This is a genomic window from Nocardia flavorosea (assembly GCF_015477805.1).
Lineage (GTDB): Bacteria > Actinomycetota > Actinomycetes > Mycobacteriales > Mycobacteriaceae > Nocardia > Nocardia flavorosea_A.
Genome location: NZ_JADLQL010000003.1, coordinates 313,086 through 338,995, shown reverse-complemented (window position 1 = coordinate 338,995; position 25,910 = coordinate 313,086). Strand labels below are relative to the sequence as shown.

Genomic DNA, 25,910 nt, shown 5'->3' with positions numbered 1-25,910 from the left:
GGCGGACGCAGGCGAACCGGCCCGGCGGGAACACGGACAGAATGCGTGCCGTCTTGCCGACCTCCTGACCCGCTGGCCGGTCACCGTAGAAGGCGGCCACACTGCGGGTCGACGGCCGGCACACGATGCCGTACCGTGGCCGACACTCCGAGGTTGCACCCTGGCACGCGTCCCATTCCGCGCAATCCGTACGTGGGTGTGCTGGAGCAGCCTGTCCAGCACGGTGTCGAAATCCGGCCGGGTCCGGGCGGATGCCCGCCATCAGGCCGAGCCCGCTCGGCCGGTCTGCCTTGCGGTAGACGGCGTGGACGACGTTTCGATGCCCCGGCACCGCCTCCCGGAGGCGTCCCGATTCGGCGGTGTCTTCGGGCCGACGCTGCCGGGGCGTTGCACTGTCGCCCGGCGGTTCGGCGGCCCCTACAGCAACCGATCGATCCGTGCGGCGACATCCAGGGTCCGCGTGGCCGGGTCGGCCAGTTCGGCGCGCACCACCCGGACCACCTGGGTAACGATCTGTTTCTTGATCCCGCCCAAGACACCCAGGGCTGCGGCACGCATGCCCTCGGCCGCGTATTCGAGGCGGACTTCTTCGGCGACCGGTGGATCCACTTCGATCACGATCAGCAGGGGGTCGGCGGCGTGGGCGGTGAGAACCAGCGGGATCTCGACATCGGCCCGGTAGCGGTTGTCCTTGCGGACGTTGACGGTGATGTTCAGCGATACCGGGACCATGAGACCGAAGCGCACCGGGGCGATTTCGCCGTCCACCGCCGGGGTGGCGGGTAGGTCGGTGAGCAGCGGCTGCCCGACTTCGCCGCGCACCGTGACCTCGGCGGCCGCGCGGGGCCCGGTACGGAACGGGCCGATCGCGATCGGCCGGTCGGTTACCTGGGCGACGAAACCGGCGAGGCGTTCACGGGTGACCAGCCGCGGAAAGAAACGGCGGCCGAACTCGGCGTGGTCGATCCACTCGAATTCGGTGCGCCGGCGGTACGGGGAGCGCCGCCCGTCGACGATGGCCTCGACATCGTAGATCCGGCTGCGCATGACACCGGGATCACCCAGCATCGCGTTCACCCGGTTCGCGACCTCGTCCTGCAGCAGCCCGGAGATCGGGTCCAGCATCCATTCGGCCACCGAATCCGCGGCGGCCAGCCGCAACAGCACCCGCACATCCGACCGGCGCACCTCGGGGATATCGATCACGACGAGCAGCGGATCGGCGGTGCGGGCGTGGAAGGTGAGGTCGATCGAGACCACCGTTTCCAGTCCGAGACGCCGGCCGCCGAGCAGGATCTTCGCGGCCAGCGAGACCGGTATCCGGACATCGAAGCTGACCCGCGAACCGCGGCGTACCACCTCCGGACGGCCGATCCGGCCTTCGGCCAGGAAACCGGCGAGCCCGGCCGGGCCGAGATTGAACGGGCCGATACTCAGCCCGCGTCCGGTGATCCCCGCGACCGCCGCCTCGATCCTGGATTCGGTCACCGCGTGGGTGACGAATCGTTCGCCGAATTCGGCGTAGTCGATCCATTCCATTTCGACCGCTTCGACCGGTTCCATGAGCAGTTCCGACACCTTCACCTCCACCGCTGAAGCTCACGCTACGCGATCGAGGTGCCGGCTCCGCGCGCCGTCATGCCGGATCCGTCACCTGCGCCTGTTTCGGGATGAGCGCGGTGAGCGCGATGGCCACGCAGGCGGCGGCGACCGAGATCAGGAAACTGGTGTGGAACGCGTCCCGGGACGGCAGCGCCTGGCTGCCGAGAGTGATGGTCATATTGGCCAGCACCGCACTCATCACCGCGGCCGAGGTCGAGGTTCCGACCGAACGCATCAGCGCGTTCAACCCGTTGGCGGCCGCGGTTTCGGTAATCGGCACGGCACCCATGATCAGCGCGGGCATCGCCGCATAGGCCAGCCCGACCCCGCCCGCGACCAGCACCGACGCCAGCATGATCTGCCAGACACTGTTCATCATCGCCGAAGCGCACAGGTAGCCGAGACCGACCACCGCCGAACCGGTTCCGAGCGTCAGTTTGGGACCGAACCGGGCCGAGATCCGGGCCGACACCGGGGAGAGCAGCATCATCACGCAGCCGCTGGGGGCCAGCGCCAAACCGGCCGCGACCATCGACAACCCGAATCCGTAGCCGGTTTCGACCGGGGCCATCAGCAGCTGCGGGAAGGTCAGCGACATGCCGTAGAGGGAGAATCCGACGGCGATCGAGGCGATATTGGTGAACAGCACGCGGGGCCGCGCGGAAACCCGCAGGTCCACGAGTGGATGCCGGCGGCCGATCTCGTATCGCCCCCAACCGAGGAATACCAGGATCGATATCGCGAAGAGGGTGAGAATGGAGGAACTGGTCCAACCCCATTGCGCGCCCTGCGTGATCGCGATGAGCAGGGCCAGCAGGGCGGTCGCCAATCCCGCGGCACCGCCGAAATCGAACGGCGCCGGGGTGCGTACCGGTGACTCGGGGACGAACCGGAAGATCAGTCCGGCGCCTATCGTGCCCATGGCGGCCGCAGCCCAGAACAGCACATGCCAATCGGCGTGTTCGGCGATGACGGCGGCCAGCGGCAACCCGATCGCCCCGCCCACGCCGAGCGTGGAACTCATCACAGCCATGGCCGAACCGACGCGCTCGGGTGGTAATTCGTCACGCAGGATGCTGATACCCAGTGGGATGGCGCCGATCGCCACACCTTGCAGCGCGCGTCCGGCGACCGAGGGAATCAGCGACGACGACATCGCGCACAGCACCGAACCGATGACCATCGCGAGCAGATCCAGCAGCAGGATGCGGCGTTTGCCGAACATATCGCCGAGCCGGCCACTGATCGGCGTGCACACCGCAGAGGCCAGCAGGGTCACCGTGATCACCCACGATGCGTTGGTTGCGCTGGTGTTCAACAGGGTCGGCAGGCTCGGGATGAGCGGGACGACCAGTGTCTGCATGAGCGAGACGACGATGCCGATGGTGCTGAGGGTGGCGATCAGAAGTGCCGGTGATACGCCCGGACGACCCCGTTCGTCGGATCTGGAGGGGTCATCGGCTACGGCGGTCACGCTATGCACGTTACATAGGCTGTGTATGGTGCACAATTTTGCAATCGGACGAATCAGACGCCATAGTGGCCGAATGTCCGATTCGGCTCTGCCCACCGGTGCGGCGGATCACCGGGATCCCACCGTGCTGGCGCGGCTCGTCCTGGAGTTGACCCTGCTCTCGCGGCATCATCCGGCCGCCCGTCGCAGGAGCGGGTTCCACCTGGACAGATCCGCGTATCTGATCCTGACCCGGCTACAACTCGGGGCACCGCTGTCGCTGCGCGAACTGGCCGAGGCGTTCGCGCTGGATGTCTCCACGGTCAACCGGCAGGTCGCCGCGATGCTGGAACAGGATCTGGTGGAACGCGTTCCCGACCCCGACGGCGGAGTGGCGCGCAAGGTGCGCCCGAGCGAGAAGGGTATCCGGCTCATCGAAGCCGATCTCGAACTGCAGCGCAGCGGAGTCGCGAATATGCTCGCCGACTGGCCCGACGACGAAATCGATCAACTGGTCCGGTTGATGGAGAGATTCAACGAAAGCGTCGAGGGAGCCGTCCGTCACCCGTGGCCGCGCCCGTACCGCCCGGCGGAGTCCGCACGGCAATGAGCCGGCAATCGGCGGTCGGAGACGGGGCCGAGAATACCGGTACCGTTGAGCCATGATCACGCTCAAAAAGGAAGACGGCGCTGCGGATCTTGCGGGGATCACCAAGCTGAGTGTCGCGGTGAGCTGGGATCCCTCCGCGGGCGCCAGCGGTGGCGCGCTCGGCTGGGCGCGCCGCAAGAAGGGGGTGGACCTGGATCTCATCGCCATCCTCATGCAGGGCAGCGAACCGGTACGCTTCGCCGGCCTGGACTCGCTCGATCCGCTCGGCAACAACTCGGTACTGCATTCCGGCGACGAACAGACCGGCGCGGCGGCCGGAGACGACGAAACCGTGCATGTCACCTTCGCCGATGTCCCCGACGGTATCGACGCGATCATCTTCGTCGCGGCCGCGTTCAAGAAGGGCAGTTCCTTCGAGAAGGCGAACAACATCTCGTTCAAGGTCTACGACGCGTCCGGCGGCAGCAGCCAGCAGGTGGCCGATATCTGGCCGTCGCTGCTGGGCGCCGACAACGCCAACGCCGTGGCCCGCGCGTTCCGGAACGGAAACGCCTGGCAGTTGGAGGTACTCAATCGCAAGGGCAAGATCAAGCAGGGCGATAAGCAGGCGCTGCTGCGCTTCGCCATGGGCGGGCAGTGATCCTCGCCCGGCCCTGACGGCCCGGTTCGACACGGATGGGCGGTGCATGCCGCCCGTTTCCGCTGATGATCGGGCTACGATTCCCGGGGGCGGCCGCTTCGGTCCGTTCCATCCGTACGGCAACCGACCCGAGGATTGCCCCCGGCCGGACTTACCCGCAGTGGCCAAGGTCTCGCGCTGCCCACGGCTTACGATGGGTGCCTCTACAGGGCACGGCGTTACCGAAAGGAAACGTGAGCATGGGCGAGGCATGTGAGCGCAAGCTGTCCACGACATACGGCGAACTACCCGGTGTCGCTTCGTACAAGCCCCCTGTCGTGTTCTATCCCTTCGGAGCACAAACGGAAGCTACTTCCAGCGACAGCGATGCCTCGGCCGGCCCCCGCCGTGTCACGGTCGAAGACCCGAGAGTCATCCACACCCGTCCGGCTCCGCCGGCTCAGGTGGACGCCGCTGCCGGCGAGCAGGACGAACAGGATGCTCACGCAACGGATACCGGATCGGTGTCCGTGCCAGGAAGGGACGAGCACTCCGAGCCCCACCGCACCGCACCCACTTCCACGGCCGCGGACAATCCCGGGTGCACTGTCGAACCCCTACCGCAGGCATACGCCCTCATACAGGTGCGTAGGCACATCATGACCTGTGATTCCAGTATGTCCAGTGCCTCGCCGGGAAGGTTGGTGGCCGAGCGCTTCAGTGTCGGCTGGATGGTGTACACACCCGCAGTCGGCGGCCAGAACACCGACACGGTCTACTACGTTACCGACGACGGTGAACTCGAGAAGAGCTCGCCCGCAGCCGGGCGATCCGCCTACCTCGAATCCGTCGAAAAGCGGTTCTGGTTACGCCGGGCCATGTTCAAGTAAGGCCGGCCCAGAACCCGCAGGGATGGTTGTTCAGGCAGACCAGCCGGTCCAGCGCGTCACGTCCAGTGCCAGAACCGGCCCCGGTGGTGGCTGGTCCCGATACACCGGGTACCGATCGGTCAACTGCTCGATACCGGTATGCGCTTGCGCACCCCCAATGATCCGTGCGATAGCGTCGGCGCGCACCCACCACAAACGGGCCCAGTCCTCGTCGTAGTAGTCCGCGAGTACCGAGACCCGCGGGTTCGCGGTGATATTCGCGAGGCGGCGCAGGGCCGTGGTGGATTTCGGTTTGGCGTCCACGGCCGTATAGATGGTTTCACCGGCGACCGCGAAGACGATGGGCACGAGATGCGGGCTGCCTTCGAGGTTCACCGTGGCCAGCCGGGCGACTCGGGCCGCGGCGAACCGCTCCCGAGCCTGCCCTTCGGTCAACCGCATCCGAACTCCTCGCGTACGCGCCGGCGGATCAGCGCCGCCGGCCCCGCAGATAGTCGCTGACCACGGCCGCGCCGAGACCGTCCAGATCCGGTGCCACCACCCGGCCGCCGCTGCGCCGGGCCACCATATCCACGAACGCCGCCAGCCGCGGCTGTTCACCGAGCATGAACACCGAAATGGACGCGCCCAGTTTCGCCAGGGAATCGACCTGGCTCATTGTGGTGGTGAGAGTGCGCCGGTCCGGCGGCCAGTTGAACAACGATGTCCCGTCGGATTCCAGGTGGGCGGTCGGTTCACCGTCGGTCACCACCAGCACCACGGGTACCGCGTCGGGGTGGCGGCGCAGATGCCGCCCGGCCAGCAGCAGCGCATGGTGCAGATTGGTGCCCTGCTCCCAGACCGGTTCCAGCGCGGTCAGTTCCCCGATCTCCACCGTGGTGGCATGGCGCCCGAAGGTGATCAGTTCGAGTGCGTCGGTGCGGAATCTGGTGCTGATCAAATGCTGTAGTGCCAGCGCGGTGCGTTTCATCGGCACCCAGCGCCCGTCCTGCACCATCGACCACGAGGTATCCACGCACAGGGCGACCGCCGCCCGGGATCGCTGTTCGGTTTCGGCGATCTCCACATCCGCGACATCCAGGGTCACCGTAGCGCTCCCGGTGGACGCCGTCCGCAGTACCGCGTTGCGCACCGTCCGCGAGACGTCCCACGGTTCGGTATCGCCGAACTGCCACGGCCGGCTCGCGCCGGTCGGCTCCCCGGACGCTCCCGCGCGCGCGGTTTCCCGCTCGCCCTTGCGGGTCCGCAACTGCCCGACAACATCTCGCAGCGCCACCTCACCGAGTCGCCGTAATGCCTTGGGGGTCAATCGCAACGATCCATCGGGTGCGCGTTCGAACAACCCCTGGCGGCGCAGTTCCCGCTCCAGTTCCGCCAGCCGGGCGGCGTCGACCCGGGCGTCGGCGCCGAGCTGACGTTCCAGCATTTCCAGGTCGATATCCTCGAGCCGCGCGCCCGGATACGACTGTGCGAGCTGCGCGGCCAGTTCGTCGAGTTCGCCGAGGTCCTGCATCGCCTCGACCGCCGCACCCATACCCAGCGGATCCTCCCCACGGAACCGCCGGCCCGACTCCCAGTCCTCACCTGGACGCAGCTCGCGCAGGTTGGCGTCCAAGGCGGCGATCTGCTGCGCCAGCGCGGGATCGCCGAACGCCTGCCCGAGCAGTTCGTTGAGCTCCGAACGCTGCTGCTCCGACATCGAGTTCAGCATTCGCTGCGCGGCGGCGGCACGAGCGGCCAGGGCGTCGATCAGTTCCTCGGTGTTGTGCGGGTTCTCCGGGAAGAACTCGCCGTGCGCGGCCATGAACTCGGCGAACTGTCCGGTGGTGTCCTCGCCGCGGCCGTGCGCGGCCAGCAGATCGTTGAGATCCGACATCATCTGCCGGACCTGCTCCACGTCCTGTGGGGTGGTGTTCTGCAACGCCTGCTTCATGCCCTGGAACCGGGATTCCAGTAGTTCCCGGCCGAGTAGATCGCGGATCCGGCGGTAGTTCTCGCGTCCGAGATCCGAACGCCACTGGTATTCGCCGAGTTCGCGGACCGCACCCGCGGTACTCGACGGCAGGGCGTCCAACTGCATTTCGGCGAACCGGGCGTCGTCGGCGGGGTCGGGAAACAGTGCGCGGCGTTCGGCTTCCAGCGCCTTGTCCAGCAGCTCCCGGACCTGTTGTAACGTCCCGTCGAGCCGGTGATTGCGGGAGATCTCGGCCCGCCGTTCCCACAGCCGCCGGGTCAGCTCCTCGAGACCCGGCAGCCCGCTCGTCCCGCGTCGCAACAGTTCCTCGAGCGCCGACCGCGGGGACGAACCTTCCATTACCTCGCGGCCGATATCGGCCAATGCCGCACGCAGGTCGAGCGGAGGCGCGAGCGGATCCGGTCCTTCGTGATACGGCCCGTAGGAATAGCTGTCCGCCGCTGTCATGCCGCCTCTTCTCCGGCCGGTACAACGTTCACGCGCCGTACACCGCTGTGCCCTCGTCATCGGAATCCTTGGCCACCTGGCGCGCCAGATACAACGATTCCAAAGCGAATTCGACCGCGGCCGCGATTCGCTGGGGCGCCTGTCCGGCGTCCACGCCGAGCCGGGCGGCCACCTCGTGCAGCACCGGCAGCTCCGGAAGATCCGCCAGCACCTGCGCGCCGGGCACCCGTTCCCCGGTGGTCACCAGATGCCCTTGCTCGACGGCTTCCGCCAGCGGGCGCAGATTCAGCCCGCCGAGCCGCTCCCGCGCCGTATCGGCGAACGCGCGCCGCAGCATATGGGTGAGATGCTCCTGCTCGCGGCCCTCCTCACCCGATTCGAATTCCAGTTTGCCGCGCAGGACGGCCGGAACCGATTCCAGATCGACCGGCCGGGCGACGGCGGGATTCTCTGCGGTGAGCGCGGCCCGGCGCAGCGCCGCCGCGGCCACCGTTTCGGCGGCCGCCACCGCGAAACGCGCCGACACACCCGAGCGTTGATCGATGGCCGGCGATTCCCGCAAGCGCCGCACGAACCGCGCCAGCACCTCGATCAGCGGATCGCCCACCTCGGCCACCAGTTCGGCTTCCTGCCGCACCAGCGCCATCTCGGCCGAAACGGTCAGCGGGTAGTGGGTCCGGATCTCCGCGCCGAAACGGTCTTTCAGCGGCGTGATGATCCGGCCGCGGTTGGTGTAATCCTCCGGGTTGGCCGTGGCGACCAGCAGCACATCCAGCGGCAACCGCAAGGTGTAACCGCGGACCTGGATATCGCGCTCCTCCATTACATTCAGCAGGGCGACCTGGATCCGTTCGGCCAGATCGGGCAGTTCGTTCACCGCGACGATCCCGCGATGCGCCCGCGGCACCAGCCCGAAATGGATGGTCTCCGGGTCCCCGAGGCTACGGCCCTCGGCGACCTTCACCGGATCCACATCACCGATCAGATCGCCCACGGACGTATCCGGGGTGGCGAGTTTCTCCGCGTACCGCTGCGACCGATGCCGCCAGGTGACCGGCAGCTCGTCGCCGAGTTCGGCCGCCAGCCGCAGCCCCTGCGGGCTGATCGGTTCGAGGGGGTGTTCGCCCAGTTCGAGCCCCGCGATCACGGGGGTCCATTCGTCGAGCAGCCCGAGCAGCGTCCGCAGCAGCCGTGTCTTGCCCTGGCCGCGCTCCCCCAGCAGCACCACATCGTGACCGGCCAGTAGTGCCCGCTCCAACTGCGGCAGCACGGTCCGCTCGAATCCCACGATCCCCGGCCACGGGTCCTGCCCCGAACCCAGCCGGGCCAGCAGATTCGCCCGGATCTCGGCCTTCACACTCCGCGGCGCATACCCGGCCGCCCGTAAGGCGCCCGCGGTGGCGGGCAAGTCTGTTGGCGTGGTCACCTCAACGACGCTACGACGATTTCCGTCATCGGTCGACAGCTCGGTTATCACAGCCGCCGCCGAGATCGCGTGGCACAGTGCCGGCTGTCCATGCATCCGATAGGTGGCCGCCACCCATTTCCGCAGCGTATCGGCGATCCGGTGCAGGCGGCCGGACGAGCGGTCGGGTATCGCCGCCGGGCGATTCGGCCACGCCACGCCCCGCCCGCCGAGGCGACCAACAGCAAGGCGAGCGATGATCCGCGGACTCCGGCCGGCTACGACCGACAGCGCGCGTGCAATGACCGCAGGCGGGCCTGGATCAGCTGTTCATCGGTCGGCGCGGTTTCCGCTGTCCGGACCGCCGGCCGCGCCGCGCGCAACGGCCTCCTTCCAGAGCCCGCGCAGGATGGTCGCGGCCGGGTCCGCGGAAGTCGAACGGTATGCGGTGCCGGCCCACAGCGCCATATCCTCCGGCGCGTTCCGCTCGGCCGCGGCCGCACGAAGCGGGCTGGTGAGGTGATGGACCTGGGGGTACGCCGACGGAGCGGCCGTGTCATAGGTGGCGATGAACTCGTTGGCGAGCCCGCGGGCCGGGCGGCCGGAGAACGCGCGCGTCACGACCGTGCGGGTGAACCGCGGATCGTTCAGTGCCTCCTTGTGCGCCGTTTTCGCCCCCGACTCCGGGCTCCGGAGGAAGGCGGTACCGAGCTGGACGGCCACCGCCCCGCGGGCGAGCAGTTCCGCGATCCGGGCGCCGTCACCGATCCCACCGGCCGCCACCACCGGCAGCGGGCACCGTGCCGTGATCTCGCCGACCAGGGCCGGCAGGGGCGTCGTTTCCGGTTCATCCTCGACCCGGAACGTCCCCCGATGCCCGCCGCCCTCCGGGCCCTGCACGCACAGCGCCCCGACACCCAGATCCGTCGCGGAGCGTGCCTCGGCAACAGTGGTCACCGTCGCGATCACCATGACTCCGGCGTCGCGGAGCCGCCCGACGATATCCGCCGACGGCAGGCCGAAGGTCAGCGAAACCACCGGCACCCGCTGCTCGACCAGCAGGTCCACCTTCGCCGCGAACCAGTCGTCATCCCGTTCCCGGATGGGCGGCAGTTCGATCCCGTACCGTTGCGCGGCCGCACATAACCGGTCCCGGTACTCGTGGACAGCGGCCGGATCGTAGGCGGGCTGCTGCGGAACGAACAGGTTCACCCCGAACGCCACATCCGTGTGTGCCCGCACCTCGCGGATCTGGTCCGCCAGCGCCTCCGGGGTCTTGTATCCACCGGCAAGGAACCCCAGGCCGCCGGCTTCGCCGACACTCACCACCAGGTCGGGTGTGGACGGGCCACCCGCCATCGGCGCCGCGATAATCGGAACGGCCAGGTCCGCGAGATCGAACACGCTCCACCTCCCTAAGCTGTGTCGGCACCGACGTTACTCATCGGGGTCCACTCGGCGCGCAGGGCGGCCTCGTCACCGTGCGCGCTCAGCCGCGAGGCGGCCCGAGGAAGCCGTGCAGGTCGGTGAGCAGCTCGAGAAGATCCGCGTCCTCGGTACGGTCGAACGCCGCAACCACGCCCCGCAAGACAGGGCCTGCGTTCAGCCAGTCGACGATTTCCCCGTAAGTCGGCAGAGTCTCGTCCCAGTACGCATTGACCGGTACCAGCAACCCGCTGCGGGTCCGGCAATCCCGCGTGACGAACTCGTGTAACTGCCGGACCGCGGCGCTCCGGCCGAGCTCGGCCCACTGCGCCAACCGTGGGGTAATCGTTTCCTCGGCCGAACCCAGCGCACACCAGGCCTGCCGCATCTTCGTGCGGGTTGTCCGTGGTGAGTACATCGGACCACAGGGCATCGAAGAGGGTTTCCAGAACTTCCGCTTGCCGCCAGGACCGCCAGTTCGCCCGGCGGAGTTTGCCGTAGAAGACTTCGATATCGGGCATCGCCGGGTCCCGGGTGTGCAGTAGTTGGAGGATACGTCCGGTCAGATACTGCAGGTCGGCTTCGGACCCCATCGTGTTCAACGCGGAAAACGCATAGCGCCCCAACTCTTTTCCGGTGAGCCGGTTACGCGGGCCGACACCGCCCCAGATCTCGAACGGCTCGCCACGCCACCGGCACGGCGCTCCCTTCGCCTCCACTCGTGCAGTATGCCGCCGATACCCATGTTCGACATCGGCGCACCGACGCGGAGGTCCGGTCTCGTGGGCAACGGCCGCGTACGCCGGCACCGCGACAAGAGCTACAACAGCTTGCGGTTCGCGCCCGGAGCCGGCGGCCCGAATGGCCAGTCGTCGGGGTAGCGATAGGGAACTACGATGACCTGCACCGCGTCCTCGTGGATGATTCGCCCGGGGTAGGCCGTACGCAACTCGACCCACCCGACTCCGGAACGGTCGAGCAAGCCCAGGTAGCCCCGGGTTGCCTCGAGCAGGTCCGACGCATCACCCTTGAACCATGCTCGGGCACCTGGATTTGCGTGGGGGTCATAGCAATCGGGCGTGATGGTGGTCGGATCCGGATACGCGATCTCCATATACGCGTTCGCCGCCCGCAGCCATTCACCGTCGGCAGGGCCGAGCAGACCGTGGCGGGCAAGACCGTTCGCCATGGCGAAAACACCCGGGTATCGCCCGTGCCGGTTGGGAACCGCACTCTGGAAGCGGATGTACTCGGACATCACGAGAACCCTAGCGGCGGGACCGCAGCGTCGGAAGGCACGCCCGGGTCCGCTATTACGACGACGGTGCGATGAGTTCGTCGGCGACCCACTGCGCGACACCGGCCGGATACGGCGATTCGAGACCGAGGACGAAATGCCGGATACCGGCCTCGAAGGCTTCGGCGATCGCCGCACGGGTGGCGCCGGGCCGGTGGTAGGAGACCGGAAGGAAAGTCGACCGCACGATCGAGTCCGGGTCGCGGCCGGTATCGGCGCAGTAGCGGTCCAGCCGGGCGCCACGTTCGACGATCTCGGCGGTATCGCCGCCGGGAATGTTCCACAGGTCGGCATGTTCGGCGATCACCCGCAACAGAGCGTCCGAGCGACCGCCGATCATGATCGGCGGATACGGCCGCTGAACCGGTTTGGGATTACCGAACGCACCGGAAAGCCGGAGGTGTTTGCCCTGGAAATCGAAGGGTTCTTGTTCGGTCCACAGCCGCCGGATCACTGTGCAGGCTTCGTCGAGGTTTTCCACCGAGCTGCCGAAGCCGTGATAGGGCAGCCCGTGCGCATCGTATTCGCGGCGGGCCATCGACAGGCCGGGCCGTGAGCCCGCGCCGATCCCGAAATCGAGGCGGCCACCGGAGACGATATCGACGGTGGTGGCGATCTTGGCCAGCATCGCCGGTGGCCGGAAGCGGTTACTGGTGACGAGCAGCCCGAGGCGCAGGCGGCGGGTCTGCGCAGCGAGGGCGGAAAGCAGGGTCCAGCCTTCGAAGATCGATCCGGTTGTATCGCCCGCGATCGGGAAGAGATGGTCGAACAGCCAGGCGTGCCGGATTTCCGGGATATTGTCGGCCTCCTGCCAGACACGCACAATGTCCTGGTAGTCGACCTGCATGGGTGCGGTCATGATGCCGAAGCTCGGGGCAGTTTGCGCCATGGGGTGATCGGTCCTTTCGGCAGAACGGGAACTCCCGCGGCTCTTCCGCGAGGCAGCGCCGGACGGTAGCGGGTGGCGTGCCGCGTTTCTCCCGGGGTCGAGGTCGGCGGCGGGGGCGACGATGGCATCCTGAAAGCGGAACAACGTTCCGATAACCAACATACGGAACAACGTTCCGTTTGCCAACTCGAAGGACGGAGGTCGCTGCGCAGTGGCCGAAACAGGTAGGCCCGGCTCACCGGGTCCGCGGAAACGGGCCGACGCCCGCCGCAACGAGAAAACCCTGCTCGACGCGGCCGCCGCCGCATTCGTCGAATCCGGGGTCGGCGTGCCGGTGCGCGATATCGCCGCCCGCGCCGGTGTCGGCGTCGGCACTATCTACCGCCACTTCCCCACCCGCGCCGACCTGATCGTCGCCGTCTACCGCCACCAGGTGCAAGCCTGCGCCGAGGCGGGCCCCGAACTACTGGCCGAAGGTCCCACCCCGTACGCCGCCCTGACCCGCTGGATCGACCTCTTCGTCGACTTCCTGGTCACCAAACACGGTCTCGCCGAAGCACTCCAGTCCGACGACGCCGCCTTCGAATCCCTGCACACCTACTTCATCGACAGGCTGCTACCGGTCTGCACCGAACTACTCGACGCGGCCGTAGCCGCCGGTGAGATCGTGTCCGATATCGAGCCCTACGAGCTGATGCGCGGCGTGGGCAATCTCTGCGTCGGCGCCGGCGGCGATCCCCGCTACCACGCGCGGCGCATGGTCGGGCTGTTGATCACGGGCCTGCGCGCCCGCTGACGACTGCCCGCGAGAGTGATCAGGAATCGAGAAGCGCTGGTCACCGCACCGTCATTAGCGTCGTCCTCATCGAGATCGCGGGGCACTGTGCCGGACGCGACGCGGCCGAGGAGGACGAGATGGACTGGAACAGACGGGTCCGGCGGACACACCGGGTGGTGGCGGTTGCCTTCGTGGCAACTGTCGTCATCACAGTCGCCGCCATGGCGTTACGAGGACCGCTCTGGTCCACCTATCTCCCGCTCCCACCACTGGCCCTGCTGCTGTTCTCCGGCCTGTACCTGTACGTGCGCCCCTACGTCGGCGCCCGGCGCGGCGGAGGTACGGATACGCCGCCCGGACGGCCACGAGTTCGTTCGACCGGCGCCCGAGCGGTGCACCGTACAGCAGCCGCCGCGTTCGCGGTGAGCATCCTCGTCACGTCGGTCACCTTGGCACTGCAAGGCCCGGTATGGGTGTCCTACCTGCCGTTGCTGCCCCTCGCCGCGCTGTTGCTGTCCGGCCTGTTCATGTTCGTGCGATTCCGCACCGGCCGATCCCCGATCGGCGGCCACGACGCCGGCCGGGAGAAGTACCTGCCCGGCCACATAGGTGAGCATCACCCAGAAGGAGTGCCCCGGTAACTCCATATCGGTGAAGGCGCGCACCGCGATCAGGGAATCGGACAGCAGGAAGATCACGCCGCCCACCCCGGCCGTCCGGCCGAGCCCGGTCGCCGGCACGGCCATGGTCACCGACGCCGGGCCGTACCCGATTACCGGCACCAAAAGCGCGCCGGCTTGTTCTCGACAGAGCGCCACCAGAACCACGAGTGCGACCGCGGCGGGCCGGCCGAGCAGCGACGCGCGGCACCGGGGCCAGAAATCGACGGTGCGGCCGGCCGACCGCTCAGGTGTCTCGAGCGCCGGGCGCAGCCTTCCCATACATGGGACGGACTCGCGGCCCCCGATACGCCACAATCGAGGTCGGCCAGGGTCATGCTGTCCATAGGGCCCGGACAATGCGGCAGAACCGGAGGGGTCTGAGTGAGCAACTCACTGTCGGTCGATCCAGCCGAGTTGCGTGCCTCAGCGGCGAAACTGCTGCGACAGGCCGAAGAAGCCGAGCAGATGCTCGAGTCGATCAAGGCGATCATTGCCGAACAGGGCAAATGCTGGGGCGATGACGAACTCGGTGAGACATTCGGAAAAAACTACGAACCGGACTCCGAACGCGGTGTGGAAGGTTTTGCCGATATCGTCGCGGATCTGCGCTCGATGAGCGCCAACCTGCAGAACTCGGCCGCCGAGTTCGAGCAGCAGGACCGCCGTGGCGCACAGCAGATCACGGACCCGACCGTCCCGGGCACCACGCAGGCGCTGCTCCCGCACCGCCCGATCGTCGCGGGAATATCGCCCGACACGAGCGGAAACCCGGTTCCCACCGGCGATTCAGGCGTACAGCAGACCACCGGCGTCCGGCCGGTCGCCGGCCGGACTGTCGCCGAGGCGAGCCCGGTCCCGGAGCCGGCCGTCTCACCCGGGGCCGATCCCGGTACCGGCCCCGGCCCCGGCGATACATCGCAGGAATCTCCGGAATCCCGCCGGTCACCGGACTCGCCGGGGTCCGAACCGCCCGGCGCCGAACCGCCCGGCACACCCGAAGACTCCCCCGCGAACACTGTGCCGAACACGCCGGCAGCGGTCCGGGATACGGCGCGACCGCACGGCACTTCTCCGGCCCCGGCGCCCGGCAGGCAGCCGGAGACTCCGGCACCCCGCAGCAGCGGCACCCCGGCCGGCAAGCCCGCGACGGAGTCTCCCTGGTCGCAGAGCAAGCCGAACAGGCCAGGCGCCCGACCGTCCGTGTTCCCGGCGGCGCCGTCTGGTGAAACGCCGCCGAGAGTATCGCCGCCGCAGACCCCGGCGCGGCCACCGCACAATCCGGGTGCGAAGCCCGCAGAGCAGGCGAAACGTCCCGAAAAGAAACCGAAGCCGCAGGTGGCGCAGCCCGCGAACACACCGACCGATCCGGAAGCGATGCGGATCCTGCGGGAGATGGCCGCTCGGCACGGCCTGAGTCTCGAGGGATTCGAATCGACGGGTCTCGACGTGCGGGCGGCGCAGGACATCGCCGATGCCGTCGATCTCGTGCTGGTCCGGTACCCCACGGTCCTGTGCGGAATAGCGATCAGCGAGGCGGCGGATTCGCCGGCTTCCGTCGAGAACCGGGCGAAGGCCGCGGCACGGGGTGCCGTGGCGCCGTGGATTGTGCTCACGCGTCACGCCGCTGCGAATCCCCGGTCGGCCGCGGACCGCACACCCGGCTCGAACACGATCCCGGACCGGCCGATGTACACGACGATTCTGGGCCAGCTGGGCGCTGCATTCGATCTCATGGGCGGATTCCGCGCACGGAACGAGGCGCAGCGTACATTGATCGCCGAATACCTGCGGTTGCACGGCGCCCAAGGCGAGACGCTGGGGCAGGTGGTGGCCGGTTACAAGCGGTGGCGAGCCCGGCTCGGTAAGGACTGCTTCGACCATGGCGTCTTGGTACCCGCACGGGCGCTGGCCGCAGGGTTCGTCGAGGTGGAGACGAAGTACGACACGGCAAGCAGTCCGGCGAAGGTATTGCACCGTGCGCTGGTGGCGATGGCGCAGTAGATGCAGATATTCCGCGGGTGTTCCGGTTCGCCGGTGAGATCGGGCTGAAGGTAGATATGGATCGATGGGAACGTGAGGGCCTGCTCGCGGCCAACAACGGTATGCGTAACCAGCTGGACCACATCCTGGACGCATTCGAACGTGAGCGGGGCCGGTTGCAGGATATCTATCGGCAATCGGAAGAAACTCGTGTGCAGGCGATTTCGCCGGATCGTTCGGTAGAGGCCACGGTCGACGCCGGCGGCGTTCTCACCGATCTGCACTTGACCCCCGAAGCCATGCGTCGCACTCCGGAACAGTTGAGCCGGTCGATCGTCGACGCGGTGCAGGCCGCGGCGGGCCGCGCGCAACAACAGACCGAAGCCCTCGCCGCCCCCGTAGACACCGTCCTCGACGATCTGCCGGATTTTCCCGATCTCACCCCGGAAGCGGCCTCCCTCAGCGATATTCGTGCCTTTTTCCGCGGCGACGATGAAGCCACTCCGAGCTGATGCCGAAGGAATGGGGAGCCCGTTCCCGCCGGTGACCGGGCACTGACTGGTTGACGCGCCGATGAGTTTGACGTTGCCCACGTGGCTGCCTCCGACCGTGGTGGAGTGCTCGGCCGGCCGCTTCCCGCACGGCGGCGAAGACGAGCTGCGCCGGCTCGGCCAGGGATGGTCGGACCAGGCCAACGAATGCCGAAAGAAGGCCGACGAGCTCGACGAAGCCGCTCGTTCACTCGGCGACGCCCACGGCCGGTATGCCGCGTCGATCAAGAAAAAGTACGAGGACCTGGCGAAACGGCTCCGTGAACAGGCCGACTACTGCGACAGTCTGGCGCGGGCGCTGTTCGAGTTCGCCAACACTGTCGAACTGATGAAGTTCACCGTGATCGGCATTCTGGTGATCCTGACGGTGGCGCTGGCCCGCTGTGCGCTGATGTTCGCGGTCGGTGGCGCCCTCGAGGCCGCTATCCAGCGGATGGTCGCACGAAACGCGATCGAGTCGGCGTGGAAGAAGGCGCTGCAACTCGTTACCGGGCGGATCGCCCAGCTCGCCGCCGAACGCGGCGGGATGGTGCTGGCCGGCCATGCCATGGCGATAGGCGCCTTGCAGGGCGGTGGCCTCAATGTTGTCGCCCAAGGCGTCCAGGTGCTGGAGGGCAATCGGGCCGAGATCGACCGGAAAGCGGCCGGTGTAGCCACGGCGGCCGGCATCGTCGGTGGTATCGCCGGCCTGCTGTTCGCCCGCTGGCTCGGTCCCAAGGTCGGGATGATGACCGCCAATGTCGAGGGCAAGGGCAAGCGAATCAGCCTGCAGCTCCTCGGCACCGCGGCGATCGGCGGACTCGGCGGGCTCGGCGGCGCGGTCGGGGGCACCGCGGTTTCCCTCGGGTTGACCGGCGAAGCGTTCACGACCAAGGCATTCACCGAAGCTCTCCTCCCCGGCCTGGTCGGTGGTGCCGTAATCGCCGGCGGCTACGCCGCCCGCGATATCCGTGCGGCGTCAGCGGTTTCCGCGCCGGACGGGGGAGCTTCGCCGACCGGTGACGCACCCGATATTTCGGTGGTTGCCCCCGGGGATCCGCGACCTGGCGGCGTCGCCAGGAGGACCGATTCGGACAGTCCCGCCGGCCCTCAGCCACAGCTCGACGGCTTCCTTTCGGCGCTGCAGCACGGAAACGTCGTCAAGAGCGAACCGGCCCAGGCCGCACCGGTGAACAACAGCGGCGCCTTCCTGCCCAGGGCTCCCATCACCCTCGATCACCCGTCCGGCGTCCCCGTCACCGTGGATCCGTCCGTTCCGGGCCAGCAGGCAAGCACACCGAAACCGGTGAAGTTCCCGGCCGACGCCGGGGAGGCTCCGGTTCCTGCCCGCAGTGCCGCTGCGGACAGCGCACCGCCGGCTACCGGGAAGGGCACCGATGGTGGGCCGCCACCTGTCGCCGGGGAGCGGAGCGCTCCGCTCAGTGATGCACAGACGACTGGCCCGGCAGTCGCTGCCGACTCGGCCGCAGTCCCGGCGCATCTCGGTAGTTCCGGCGAAACCCCGCAGTCCGCCGGCCCCCGGACCTCCGCGATCGGTGCAGACAAACCGCCTACAGCGGACAGCGATACGGCCGGCGGCCGGTCGACAACGACGAGGCCGGCCGCGGACGGCGACGACCGGGCGACCGCGCCGGCGAGAGCATCCGCAGAGCCGCCATCGCGGCAGGACGGGGCCGAGAGCGGTCCGGTCCGAGCGCATCCCGCCGCCGACGAGCAGACCGTGGCATCGCCCGGTGCAGGCGAGCAGGCGGCAAGCCCGCTATCGGAGGCTCGCACCGGCGTTGCGAGAAATCCGGCGGACGGCCCGGCACCTGTGGTCGATAACGGGCCGGCGCAGCACGTTCCGCCGGTATCGGGGACCGAGAACAACCCCGCGCAGCGCAACCCCGCGGTATCCGAACCCGCCCCGCAGCTCGTTGCCGATTCGCACTCGACCGGGGCACGCGACAGCTCGCCCGCCGCACCGGCGGATGCAGTCGCCGACCCGGCGGTACCGGTCGTCGCCGGCCCCGAGGCACCCGCGCGCAGCGCACCGGGCCGGCCCGTCGGTGACGACCTCGGGGCCGGGCAACGGGCGGCACCCCGGCCGGTGACCGCGGAAACGCCGGCCGGTTCCCCCGGGCGCGGCGAAGCGGCTCCGGCCGGCGGAGCCAAACAGCCGCCCGCCGTATCAGCTCCGAAATACGCTGCCTCGGAGAAACCTCCCGCCGTTGCCACGGTGCGGCCGGACCGCGGACAGCCAGAAGATCTCGCCGCCCAGCCGAAGACCACTGCCGGCAACGACGACGGTGGCGAAACATCCACATCGTCTGTCCCGGAGGCCGAACCCCGAAATACGCAGCAGAAGCCGCCGGCCTCCGGGGAAGATGACGGAAAGACGCAGGCGCACAACGAAGAACCGCAACCGAAGTCCGCGCAGGCCGGCGAGGACACTACGAACCGGCAACACGCGAAAGCCGAGCCGGATACACCGCCCGCCGAGCGCTACGAAGACCCCGCCGCAGCCGCACGCGCGAAAGCCAGAGCCGAGGTAGAGCAGCGGATCGCGGGAGAGCGGCAGCAGAACGAGCTGGTCCGGGAACACCACCGCCAGCGGGTCGAAGCGGCGGCCGAGCGCGAACGGACTGCCCAGGCCGAGCTGAAGTCACAGGAGAAGGCCGTCCGTGTGGCAGAAGCACACGAGCGAGCCACCCGGCTCGGGCCCGAAGAACAGCTGCGCGAGTTGTCCGGGCAGGGCACAGCACAGGATCGAGTGGCAGTCGAAGCCTCGCGGGCGGCCCAGGAACAGCTCCGGCAGGCCCAGGCGAAGGCAGCCGAGTACCGGGAGGTGTACGAGGCGGCGGTGGCCGCGCACGACACCGCGGCACGAGCCAGAGCACATGATCTGGTGGAGCTTTCGGACCGTGCCGGGGTGTCGTTGATGAACGACCTCGAGGCAGGGGTATTCACCGACCGGAACGTGGTTTTCGAGGTGGTCGCCCAGGAGCGGGTCCATGCCGCGCTGGAGGCGGGCCGTGCTATCGGGGCATTACGCGATCCGGGCAGCTCGGCCGACGGGACGAGCCCGTGGACGACTGCGTCGCCGGAGTCGCTGGTCGAAGTGATGGTGACCGGTTCCAAAGAGGAACGCATCGCGGCGATGACGGAGTGGATTCGCCGGGGCGACGACCGGCATCGCCTGGTACGCGAAACGCAGGCCGCGGCGTTCCTGCTGCTGGAACACGGTCCGGTCGATATGAAAACCGGCGAGGGCAAAACCATCGTCATGGTGATGAAGATGGTGTCCGATGCCGTGGATCACGGGACGGCCCACGGTTTCACCAGCAGTGATCTGCTCGCCGGAGAGCTGGCCGGCGAATTACAGGCGTTCGTGCTGCGGCCCGAGGCGGATACACGGATCGACGTCGTGCGGATGGACCAGGACGGCCCGCTGCCGGATCCCGAGCCCGGCCGCCGGCGGATCATCGTAGGCACCAAAGAGGACTATCTGTTCCGCTCGCTGAAGGTCGCGGACTCGATGATCAACGAGCTCGCCGCCACCGGTATGCCGCGCCAGGAGGTGACGGCACTGCGGGATTTCCTCAACACGAAACCGTCGATCGACCTGATCAAAGAACGGCTGGACACCGCAGCATCCGAGCACGGTCTGGCAACCCGTTTCGATCCTTTCGTACGGGGCAAGCTCACCGTCGACGAATTCGACACGATCTTCGATGGCAACTCCGAATGCGTACTGTCACCCGGGGCAGCGACGGAAGCCCCGCCGGAGGTGGTGGCCGACCTGCAGCGGATCTGGGATCGGATGTCCATCGCCGAACGTGAACACGGTTTGACGGCAGCGGATTTCAAACGCCCCGAGAACACGCGAGGGATGTGGGCCGCGGAAACGACCCCGGCGGCAGTGACCAAACTCGAAAAGGTGGCGGGCGAACCGGTTACCGCGTCGGAGCGCGAGCTCTACGCCCATGCCGCCAACGCCCGCTGGGGCCTGGAGAAGGGGACTCATTACATCACCAGGGCGGACGAGGGCGAAGGGGCGAAGATCGGCGTCCTCGCGCACGATACCAACGACAAGGCGATGTGGGACCGGACGAAGTCGACCGAGGTGCGGTGGCAGGATGTCGGCCAGTTCGTCGACCTCAAAGAAGGTCTGCCGGTCCGGGCGAATCAGCAGCATTCGTTGCGGATGTCGGACCAGCAATTGATCGGCAGCGAACTGCTGTTCGACCCGTCCGGCCTGTCGGGGACGATGAAGGGCGTGGAGGGCATCACCTACGACCTGTACGGTGTCGGCCCGGTCCCGGAACTCCCGACTTTCTATGAATCGAACCGCGTCGTCGAAAAACCGATATTCGCCGAGAACACACAGGAAAAACTGAAGCGCCTGGCGGGTGACATTCTCTCGGACGCCCGAATTGTCGACGGTGAACAGACCGGACAACCGCAGTGGGTCACCCTGATGGACAACGGCGAGGGTCGCGGTGATCCGCAGACCGGCCGGATGGGCCTGGTCGACCACCTCCAGGGCATGGCTCGCGAACGGTACGGCGACAATTTCGAGTTGCGATTCGTCCTGGTCGATGCGGAATTCTACGCGGAGCACGGTGGCAGCAACGTCCATTCCGAGGCGCTCGTCCGGCAGCGGATCGAAGAATTCGGCAAACCGGGCGATATCTTCATCATCAACAAAGAGGGCGGCCGCGGCGCCGACCCGACTCCGACGAAGGAATCGATCGCGCTCGGCGGTGTGCTCGGTAAAACCAGTGGTGGACCGGCTTTCTCGGACCGGGTCAACGATCAGGTCGACGGCCGGGTCGCCCGCGGTGGATCCGGCGACGACCGGGAACACGGTGGTACGCCGGGTACGACCGTGCACTACATCTCCCCGGAGGACTTCCGGGGCCGGGTCGCCGATCACGGCGTCACGCAGCAGATCATCCAGTACACGAAGGCCGTGGAGACGCACCGGCTCGCCCTGGCCGAGCACGAGACCCACAACACCGCGGCAACGCTCGACACGTTGAACAGGGCCGAGGCCATGCTGCGGCATGCCGAGTCGGACCTGTGGCAGAAAGCCGTCCCGGCAATGAAGGACGTTGTCGAGAAGGATCAGCTCGCCGTCAAGTACGCGAGCGCCGCACAGGCCAACGCACCACCCGCCGAGGCGCACGGCACCGCAACCCCGCAACCCGGGCACCCCCCGCCGGAGACCGCGACCCCGCAGGCGACCAGCGCTCACACGACCCCGCACATTCCTTCGACCACCCCCGACGGAATACCCGGACCGACGGCCGCCGGTCTCGCTGCCGCGACGGTCTCGATCGCGGATTACGGTAACCCGCCCGCCGTGCCCGGCCTGCGCGACGAACATGGCAACAGCACGCTCCGCCACCTGCTGCGGTCGCTGGACGCACCGGGCGGGCAGGCGGCTGCTCCACTCTTCCCGCTGGTGCAGGCGGTGCGCGAGGCAGCATTCGAACGGGTCGAGGCGCATGGGGTTCCCATCGGAACCAACGTCGCCGACCACGTGCACCGGACCGCACAGAATCTGCTGGACGCCGGTTTGAACCGGCTCGATCCGGCACAGCGCCGGCTCGTCGCCGAAACCGGCACGGCACTGCAGCAAGGATATGCGCTCGCCCCGGCGCAGGCCGCGGCCGTCACCGAGTTGATCGAACAGGTCCAGCGCGCCCCGGTCGTCCTCCCGCAGGCCCCGGATACCGTCGTCCCATTCGACCGGCTGTCCGCTCGCGAGCGCACCGAGACCGTGCAACTTGCACAACAGGGCGACCGGTCCGCCGGCCTGGCGCTGGACCGCCACTTCGGCCCCGCCACCGCCCTGGGTATGGGAGCGGTACTCGGTTGGGATGCCGAGCGCGGCACACCGCCCGCACATATTCAAGCCCTGGTGCACGCGGTCGCCCGGGCGGCGCTCGACGCCGCCGAGGCCGGTGGCTGGCAGGCTCCGCCGGGTGTGGATATCGGCCGCTGGCTGGTCGGCGAAGCGACTGATATCTGGCTCGACAGTCACAACCTGTTGACCCCTGCCGCACGCCGGCTCGTCACCGATGCGCTCAACGTTCGGTCCCGCGACGATCTCACCGACGCTCAGGCCGCACTGTTCGGCTGGGTAACGCGGGAGATCACCAGTCGAGCAACCGGTTCGGCCTCTCGGCGGACCTCGGCCGGAGCCGCAGAACTCACCCGCCCATCGAAGCCGGCCGCGGCAACAGAATCCGAACGCGGAACCAAGCAGGCCATCGCGCATCAGCTGTACACGAGATACGGCGTCGAGGTACTCGGGCTGGACAAACCGGAAATATCCGTCGATACCGCCCTGTCGATCAGGAATGCGATCGCCGACGGCTACGCCGCCGCAAAGAACACCGGCGATATCCAGCTCGATGTCGTGCTGATCGCCCCCATGGCCGGAAAAATCGGTGGCTGTATCTGGAGCCCCGATGTCGGCGCGGAAACCGGCCCGACCCTCATGGTCCTCAACGAGAACCTCTTCGGCAACCCGGAAAAGTTCCGCGAAGCGATGCGCGGTGCAGTACAGGCAGGCCATTTGATGGCCCCGACCGGCGACCCGGCGTACGACGCAGTCAGCCATGAGATGAGCCATCTGCAGGACTGGAATGCCCGCCGGGGCAGCTACGACAGACACCCGATGGATCATGCGCGAATCGGGCCTGTCCGGGAAGACAGCAGCCGGGACTCGAAGGAGGCACGCGCGTTCGGCTTCCTTTTCTCGCACTTCACCGAACTGAAGAAATTCGCAGCGCTGCCACCCGGAACGAAATTCGACGAGTGGCTGGGACAGCTCGACGGCTACAGCAGCAGTAGGAAAAGGTCGAAAGACCCGCAGCGAGACCGGCTGTTCGCAGCCTTCGAATCCTGGTTGAGCGGGTTCGACAGCCGTGCGGATTTCGACGAATGGTTACGTGCATCCGGCCTGGCCCGCGGCGAAGTCGATATCCGGCGTCGTTCCGATCCCCGGCTCGCCGAAGGCGATGACGCAGCGGGCTGGATAGATCTGGAAACCGTTCACAAGACATGGCTGGACAGTCTCGACGAGAACACCCGCCGGCGAATACTGGACGGTGAGGATCATGTCCGGCCCTCCGCCTCCCGGGATCCGGACGCAGAACGGCTCGGATTGGACGCAACCGCGCTCCGGCTGGGCGCGCTCAAAGTCTTCAACCCGGCCGAAGCACTGGCCGAGGCGAACAATGCTTTCGGTCGGACCGCCCCCGCCGATCCCACCCATCCGGTCTATGCCCTGCAAGCGCTGCTGCGGGATATTCCGTACGCCCAGGTGCTGAAAGAGGCCGAACAGCGCAATGCCCTGGCACTGGCGAACTATCGTGGACCGGCCCCGACGGCCGCCGAATCCGGCACGAGCATCGCTGCGGACGGACCGGCTGCCTCCGTAGCCGTGGCCTGGCGGGCGAAATCCCCGGCCGAGCGAACAGCCTTCATGAAACAGCAGGCCGCGTACTTGAATCCCGGCGAGGGCAGCAGGCCCGGTTTCGTACTGGATGAACTGGTCCGGCTGGAAGAGCGGCAACGCGCCGACGTGGACGACACAGAATCGCCGGCATTCCGGCAAGAGCGCCACGTCTCCCCCGCACAGGAGCCGATCCCGGTCCCCCTCGACCTCAGCGACGACGATGGCCACCGGGCGCTGCCCAGCGTTCGGGACCTGGTCACAGATCCCACCGCACTACGGCGTTTCCGGCAACAGTGTGAGGACCTCCGGCAGCAACTGTCCGAACTCAGCAATGGGCGTGCCGATCTGTCGACGCCGGCGGCGGTATCGGCCCTGCTGGGAGCATTGCTGAACCTGAAGCAGCAGGGCAAGCTGAGTACGACCCAGGCGCGCGCACTTCCACTGCTCGAGGAATACAGCAGAAAATCGCTTCTCCTCGCGGACGTCGAGGAAGTGCGCAGCGGATACCGCGAGTACAAAGCGAATTCCGCGCGCCGTTCGGACCCGGGAACTCCCATCGGTACCGACGGTGAAACTGGCATGCCGCCCGGATCGAACGGTCCCGATCCGGTCGCGATCGATCTCGAATCCGACGACACCGACCCGCCGGGCCCGGGCGCACGGGACGCCGATACCGGCCGGGCTCCCGCAAACGACGGACAGCGCGAGGCCGGGCTCGGTTATCCGCACGGCGGCCGGCCGGAGTCCACAGCAGGCAGTACCGTCGCGCGGCCCGGCGCCGGGCCGGGCCGGACCGAGGGCGAGCGCTTCGACCGCTTCCGGGCCGGGGTCATCGCGGCTTATCGCAGTGCGACGGGCGTCGGTCCCACCGACCCTTTCATCGAAGCATTGGCGGCGGCGAATCGGAACACCGTCCAGGACTCGCTGATGCGGCTGAGCACTACCCAGCGCAGACTGGTCAACCAGGCGGTGCAAGCGGCCGCGCGCGGCGACGAAATCGATCTGCTGCAGCACGGCGCTGTCCGGCGCCTGATGCGGCAGATCGCCGAACGCGCCGGTAGTCGACCTGCCGGTGCGCCGGCGGCATGGCAGGAACAGCCCCGGCAACCGCGGACCGCACGCCGACAGGCAGAAGACCGTCCGGAAACCGCACCGGCGCAAACAGAGAGCCCGGCACCGAATGACCGGCCCGACGTCACCGAGGTAGAAATCCGGATACTCGAGCTGCTCGCATCCGGTGCACCGACCAGAGCGATCGAAATGGCGATCGATGAATCGACCGATGACGTTTACCGGATGTTGAACGAGCTCGCCGCGAAACTCGGGGTTCGCGACCGCGCCGGAATGGTCGCGAAAGCCAGTGATCTGGGGATCCTGACCGGCAGCGCGCTGGCGGCGGCGGAGCGGGCCTCGCTGGCGGCGGGCGAACGCCCGCTATCCGATACGGAATCGGCGATCTTACGGTCCGTCGCCCAGGGCATGTCCACCAACGCCATCGCGGAGGCACACGGGCTGTCGCCCGCCACAGTGCGAAACCATACCGACCGGATCATCCGCAAACTCCAGACCGCGAACCGCCCGGCCGCGGTCGCGGCTGCCTTCCGGCGAGGCATCCTGACGGCGCAGGACCTACCGGAGATCAGCGGCAACGGTCAGGCATTGACCGCCACCGAAACCGCATTGCTGGCGGCGATCGCCGCGGGTCGTACCTACGACGAGATCCAGGAAGAACTGGATCTGTCCGATTGGACATTTCGGTCCAGCCGCGCTGCCCTGGGAAAGAAACTGGGCATTCGGGATCGGGCGGGAATGGTCGCTGCCGGGTTACGCGCCGGAATACTCGACCCCGCCGATCCCGATGCTTCGGCGCCGCA

Annotated in this window: 17 protein-coding genes (1 of these 17 only partly in view); 7 read left to right on the top strand and 10 right to left on the bottom strand. The window is 67.8% G+C overall.

Translation table 11 applies throughout. The features are described 5' to 3' along the window. Nucleotides 1-417: 417 nt before the first annotated feature. Together IU448_RS16915 and IU448_RS16910 are read right to left on the bottom strand one after the other, a co-directional pair. The gene (locus IU448_RS16915; protein ID WP_324188620.1) at nucleotides 418-1,578 is read right to left on the bottom strand and encodes a hypothetical protein; all 1,161 of its coding nucleotides are present in this window, start codon (nucleotides 1,576-1,578) and stop codon (nucleotides 418-420) included. Nucleotides 1,579-1,636: 58 nt separating this feature from the next. Further along, nucleotides 1,637-3,076 carry an MFS transporter gene (locus IU448_RS16910; RefSeq protein WP_416383012.1) on the bottom strand — a complete coding sequence of 480 codons (1,440 nt, stop codon included), beginning with the start codon at nucleotides 3,074-3,076 and terminating at the stop codon, nucleotides 1,637-1,639. Nucleotides 3,077-3,149: 73 nt separating this feature from the next. Between IU448_RS16910 and IU448_RS16905 the strand changes: the two genes are divergently transcribed. From IU448_RS16905 to IU448_RS16895, 3 genes are all read left to right on the top strand, one after another. After that, nucleotides 3,150-3,665 (top strand): MarR family winged helix-turn-helix transcriptional regulator, encoded by a 516-nt coding sequence (locus tag IU448_RS16905; protein WP_195056590.1) that lies wholly within the window; start codon nucleotides 3,150-3,152, stop codon nucleotides 3,663-3,665. A gap of 52 nt (nucleotides 3,666-3,717) precedes the next feature. Then, complete coding sequence (locus IU448_RS16900; RefSeq protein ID WP_195056589.1) at nucleotides 3,718-4,305, top strand: TerD family protein; 588 nt, start codon at nucleotides 3,718-3,720, stop codon at nucleotides 4,303-4,305. A gap of 638 nt (nucleotides 4,306-4,943) precedes the next feature. Continuing rightward, nucleotides 4,944-5,174, top strand: coding sequence for a hypothetical protein (locus tag IU448_RS16895; protein WP_195056588.1), 231 nt, complete (start codon nucleotides 4,944-4,946; stop codon nucleotides 5,172-5,174). A 30-nt stretch (nucleotides 5,175-5,204) separates the two neighbouring features. Here IU448_RS16895 and IU448_RS16890 read toward each other — a convergent pair whose 3' ends face one another. The 7 genes from IU448_RS16890 to IU448_RS16860 all read right to left on the bottom strand — a co-directional run bounded on the left by IU448_RS16890 (nucleotide 5,205) and on the right by IU448_RS16860 (nucleotide 12,612). Further along, a complete protein-coding gene (locus IU448_RS16890; protein ID WP_416383020.1) occupies nucleotides 5,205-5,609 on the bottom strand; it encodes a TIGR03668 family PPOX class F420-dependent oxidoreductase in 405 nt (134 codons plus the stop codon). 34 nt (nucleotides 5,610-5,643) lie between these two features. After that, on the bottom strand, nucleotides 5,644-7,596 hold the full coding sequence (locus IU448_RS16885; RefSeq protein WP_195056586.1) for a vWA domain-containing protein: 1,953 nt from the start codon (nucleotides 7,594-7,596) through the stop codon (nucleotides 5,644-5,646). Between the two features lie 28 nt (nucleotides 7,597-7,624). Continuing rightward, nucleotides 7,625-9,022, bottom strand: a complete 1,398-nt coding sequence (locus tag IU448_RS16880) for a sigma 54-interacting transcriptional regulator (RefSeq protein ID WP_280458422.1) — start codon at nucleotides 9,020-9,022, stop codon at nucleotides 7,625-7,627. Between the two features lie 309 nt (nucleotides 9,023-9,331). Further along, on the bottom strand, nucleotides 9,332-10,405 hold the full coding sequence (locus IU448_RS16875; protein ID WP_195056585.1) for a nitronate monooxygenase: 1,074 nt from the start codon (nucleotides 10,403-10,405) through the stop codon (nucleotides 9,332-9,334). An 85-nt stretch (nucleotides 10,406-10,490) separates the two neighbouring features. Beyond that, nucleotides 10,491-10,844: a hypothetical protein gene (locus IU448_RS16870; protein ID WP_195056584.1), complete on the bottom strand. Its 354-nt coding sequence runs from the start codon at nucleotides 10,842-10,844 to the stop codon at nucleotides 10,491-10,493. 402 nt (nucleotides 10,845-11,246) lie between these two features. Then, on the bottom strand, nucleotides 11,247-11,684 hold the full coding sequence (locus IU448_RS16865; protein WP_195056583.1) for a hypothetical protein: 438 nt from the start codon (nucleotides 11,682-11,684) through the stop codon (nucleotides 11,247-11,249). A gap of 55 nt (nucleotides 11,685-11,739) precedes the next feature. Then, nucleotides 11,740-12,612 carry an LLM class flavin-dependent oxidoreductase gene (locus IU448_RS16860; RefSeq protein ID WP_195056582.1) on the bottom strand — a complete coding sequence of 291 codons (873 nt, stop codon included), beginning with the start codon at nucleotides 12,610-12,612 and terminating at the stop codon, nucleotides 11,740-11,742. 211 nt (nucleotides 12,613-12,823) lie between these two features. Between IU448_RS16860 and IU448_RS16855 the strand changes: the two genes are divergently transcribed. Continuing rightward, nucleotides 12,824-13,408 carry a TetR/AcrR family transcriptional regulator gene (locus tag IU448_RS16855; protein WP_195056581.1) on the top strand — a complete coding sequence of 195 codons (585 nt, stop codon included), beginning with the start codon at nucleotides 12,824-12,826 and terminating at the stop codon, nucleotides 13,406-13,408. Nucleotides 13,409-13,617: 209 nt separating this feature from the next. On the opposite strand, the gene IU448_RS29755 is transcribed toward IU448_RS16855, so the two are convergent. After that, on the bottom strand, nucleotides 13,618-14,331 hold the full coding sequence (locus IU448_RS29755; protein WP_416383011.1) for a lysoplasmalogenase family protein: 714 nt from the start codon (nucleotides 14,329-14,331) through the stop codon (nucleotides 13,618-13,620). Between the two features lie 102 nt (nucleotides 14,332-14,433). On the opposite strand from IU448_RS29755, the gene IU448_RS16840 reads away from it, so the two are divergent. The 3 genes from IU448_RS16840 to IU448_RS16830 form a co-directional block, all read left to right on the top strand. Then, nucleotides 14,434-16,053, top strand: coding sequence for a WXG100 family type VII secretion target (locus IU448_RS16840; RefSeq protein ID WP_195056580.1), 1,620 nt, complete (start codon nucleotides 14,434-14,436; stop codon nucleotides 16,051-16,053). Between the two features lie 17 nt (nucleotides 16,054-16,070). After that, nucleotides 16,071-16,544 (top strand): YbaB/EbfC family nucleoid-associated protein, encoded by a 474-nt coding sequence (locus IU448_RS16835; protein ID WP_195056579.1) that lies wholly within the window; start codon nucleotides 16,071-16,073, stop codon nucleotides 16,542-16,544. 61 nt (nucleotides 16,545-16,605) lie between these two features. Then, on the top strand, nucleotides 16,606-25,910 hold the start of the coding sequence (locus IU448_RS16830) for an MFS transporter (protein ID WP_195056578.1). Its footprint extends 26,065 nt past the window's final position; 9,305 of the gene's 35,370 nt are visible here — the first part of the coding sequence; its start codon is at nucleotides 16,606-16,608; the stop codon falls past the right edge of the window.

Bases quoted from the DNA above. Each gene is read 5' to 3' on its own strand.
- IU448_RS16905 (WP_195056590.1), top strand. From the start codon at position 3,150: ATGTCCGATTCGGCTCTGCCCACCGGTGCGGCGGATCACCGGGATCCC.
- IU448_RS16900 (WP_195056589.1), top strand. From the start codon at position 3,718: ATGATCACGCTCAAAAAGGAAGACGGCGCTGCGGATCTTGCGGGGATC.
- IU448_RS16895 (WP_195056588.1), top strand. From the start codon at position 4,944: ATGACCTGTGATTCCAGTATGTCCAGTGCCTCGCCGGGAAGGTTGGTG.
- IU448_RS16885 (WP_195056586.1), bottom strand. From the start codon at position 7,596: ATGACAGCGGCGGACAGCTATTCCTACGGGCCGTATCACGAAGGACCG.
- IU448_RS16870 (WP_195056584.1), bottom strand. From the start codon at position 10,844: ATGTACTCACCACGGACAACCCGCACGAAGATGCGGCAGGCCTGGTGT.
- IU448_RS16865 (WP_195056583.1), bottom strand. From the start codon at position 11,684: ATGTCCGAGTACATCCGCTTCCAGAGTGCGGTTCCCAACCGGCACGGG.
- IU448_RS16860 (WP_195056582.1), bottom strand. From the start codon at position 12,612: ATGGCGCAAACTGCCCCGAGCTTCGGCATCATGACCGCACCCATGCAG.
- IU448_RS29755 (WP_416383011.1), bottom strand. From the start codon at position 14,331: ATGGGAAGGCTGCGCCCGGCGCTCGAGACACCTGAGCGGTCGGCCGGC.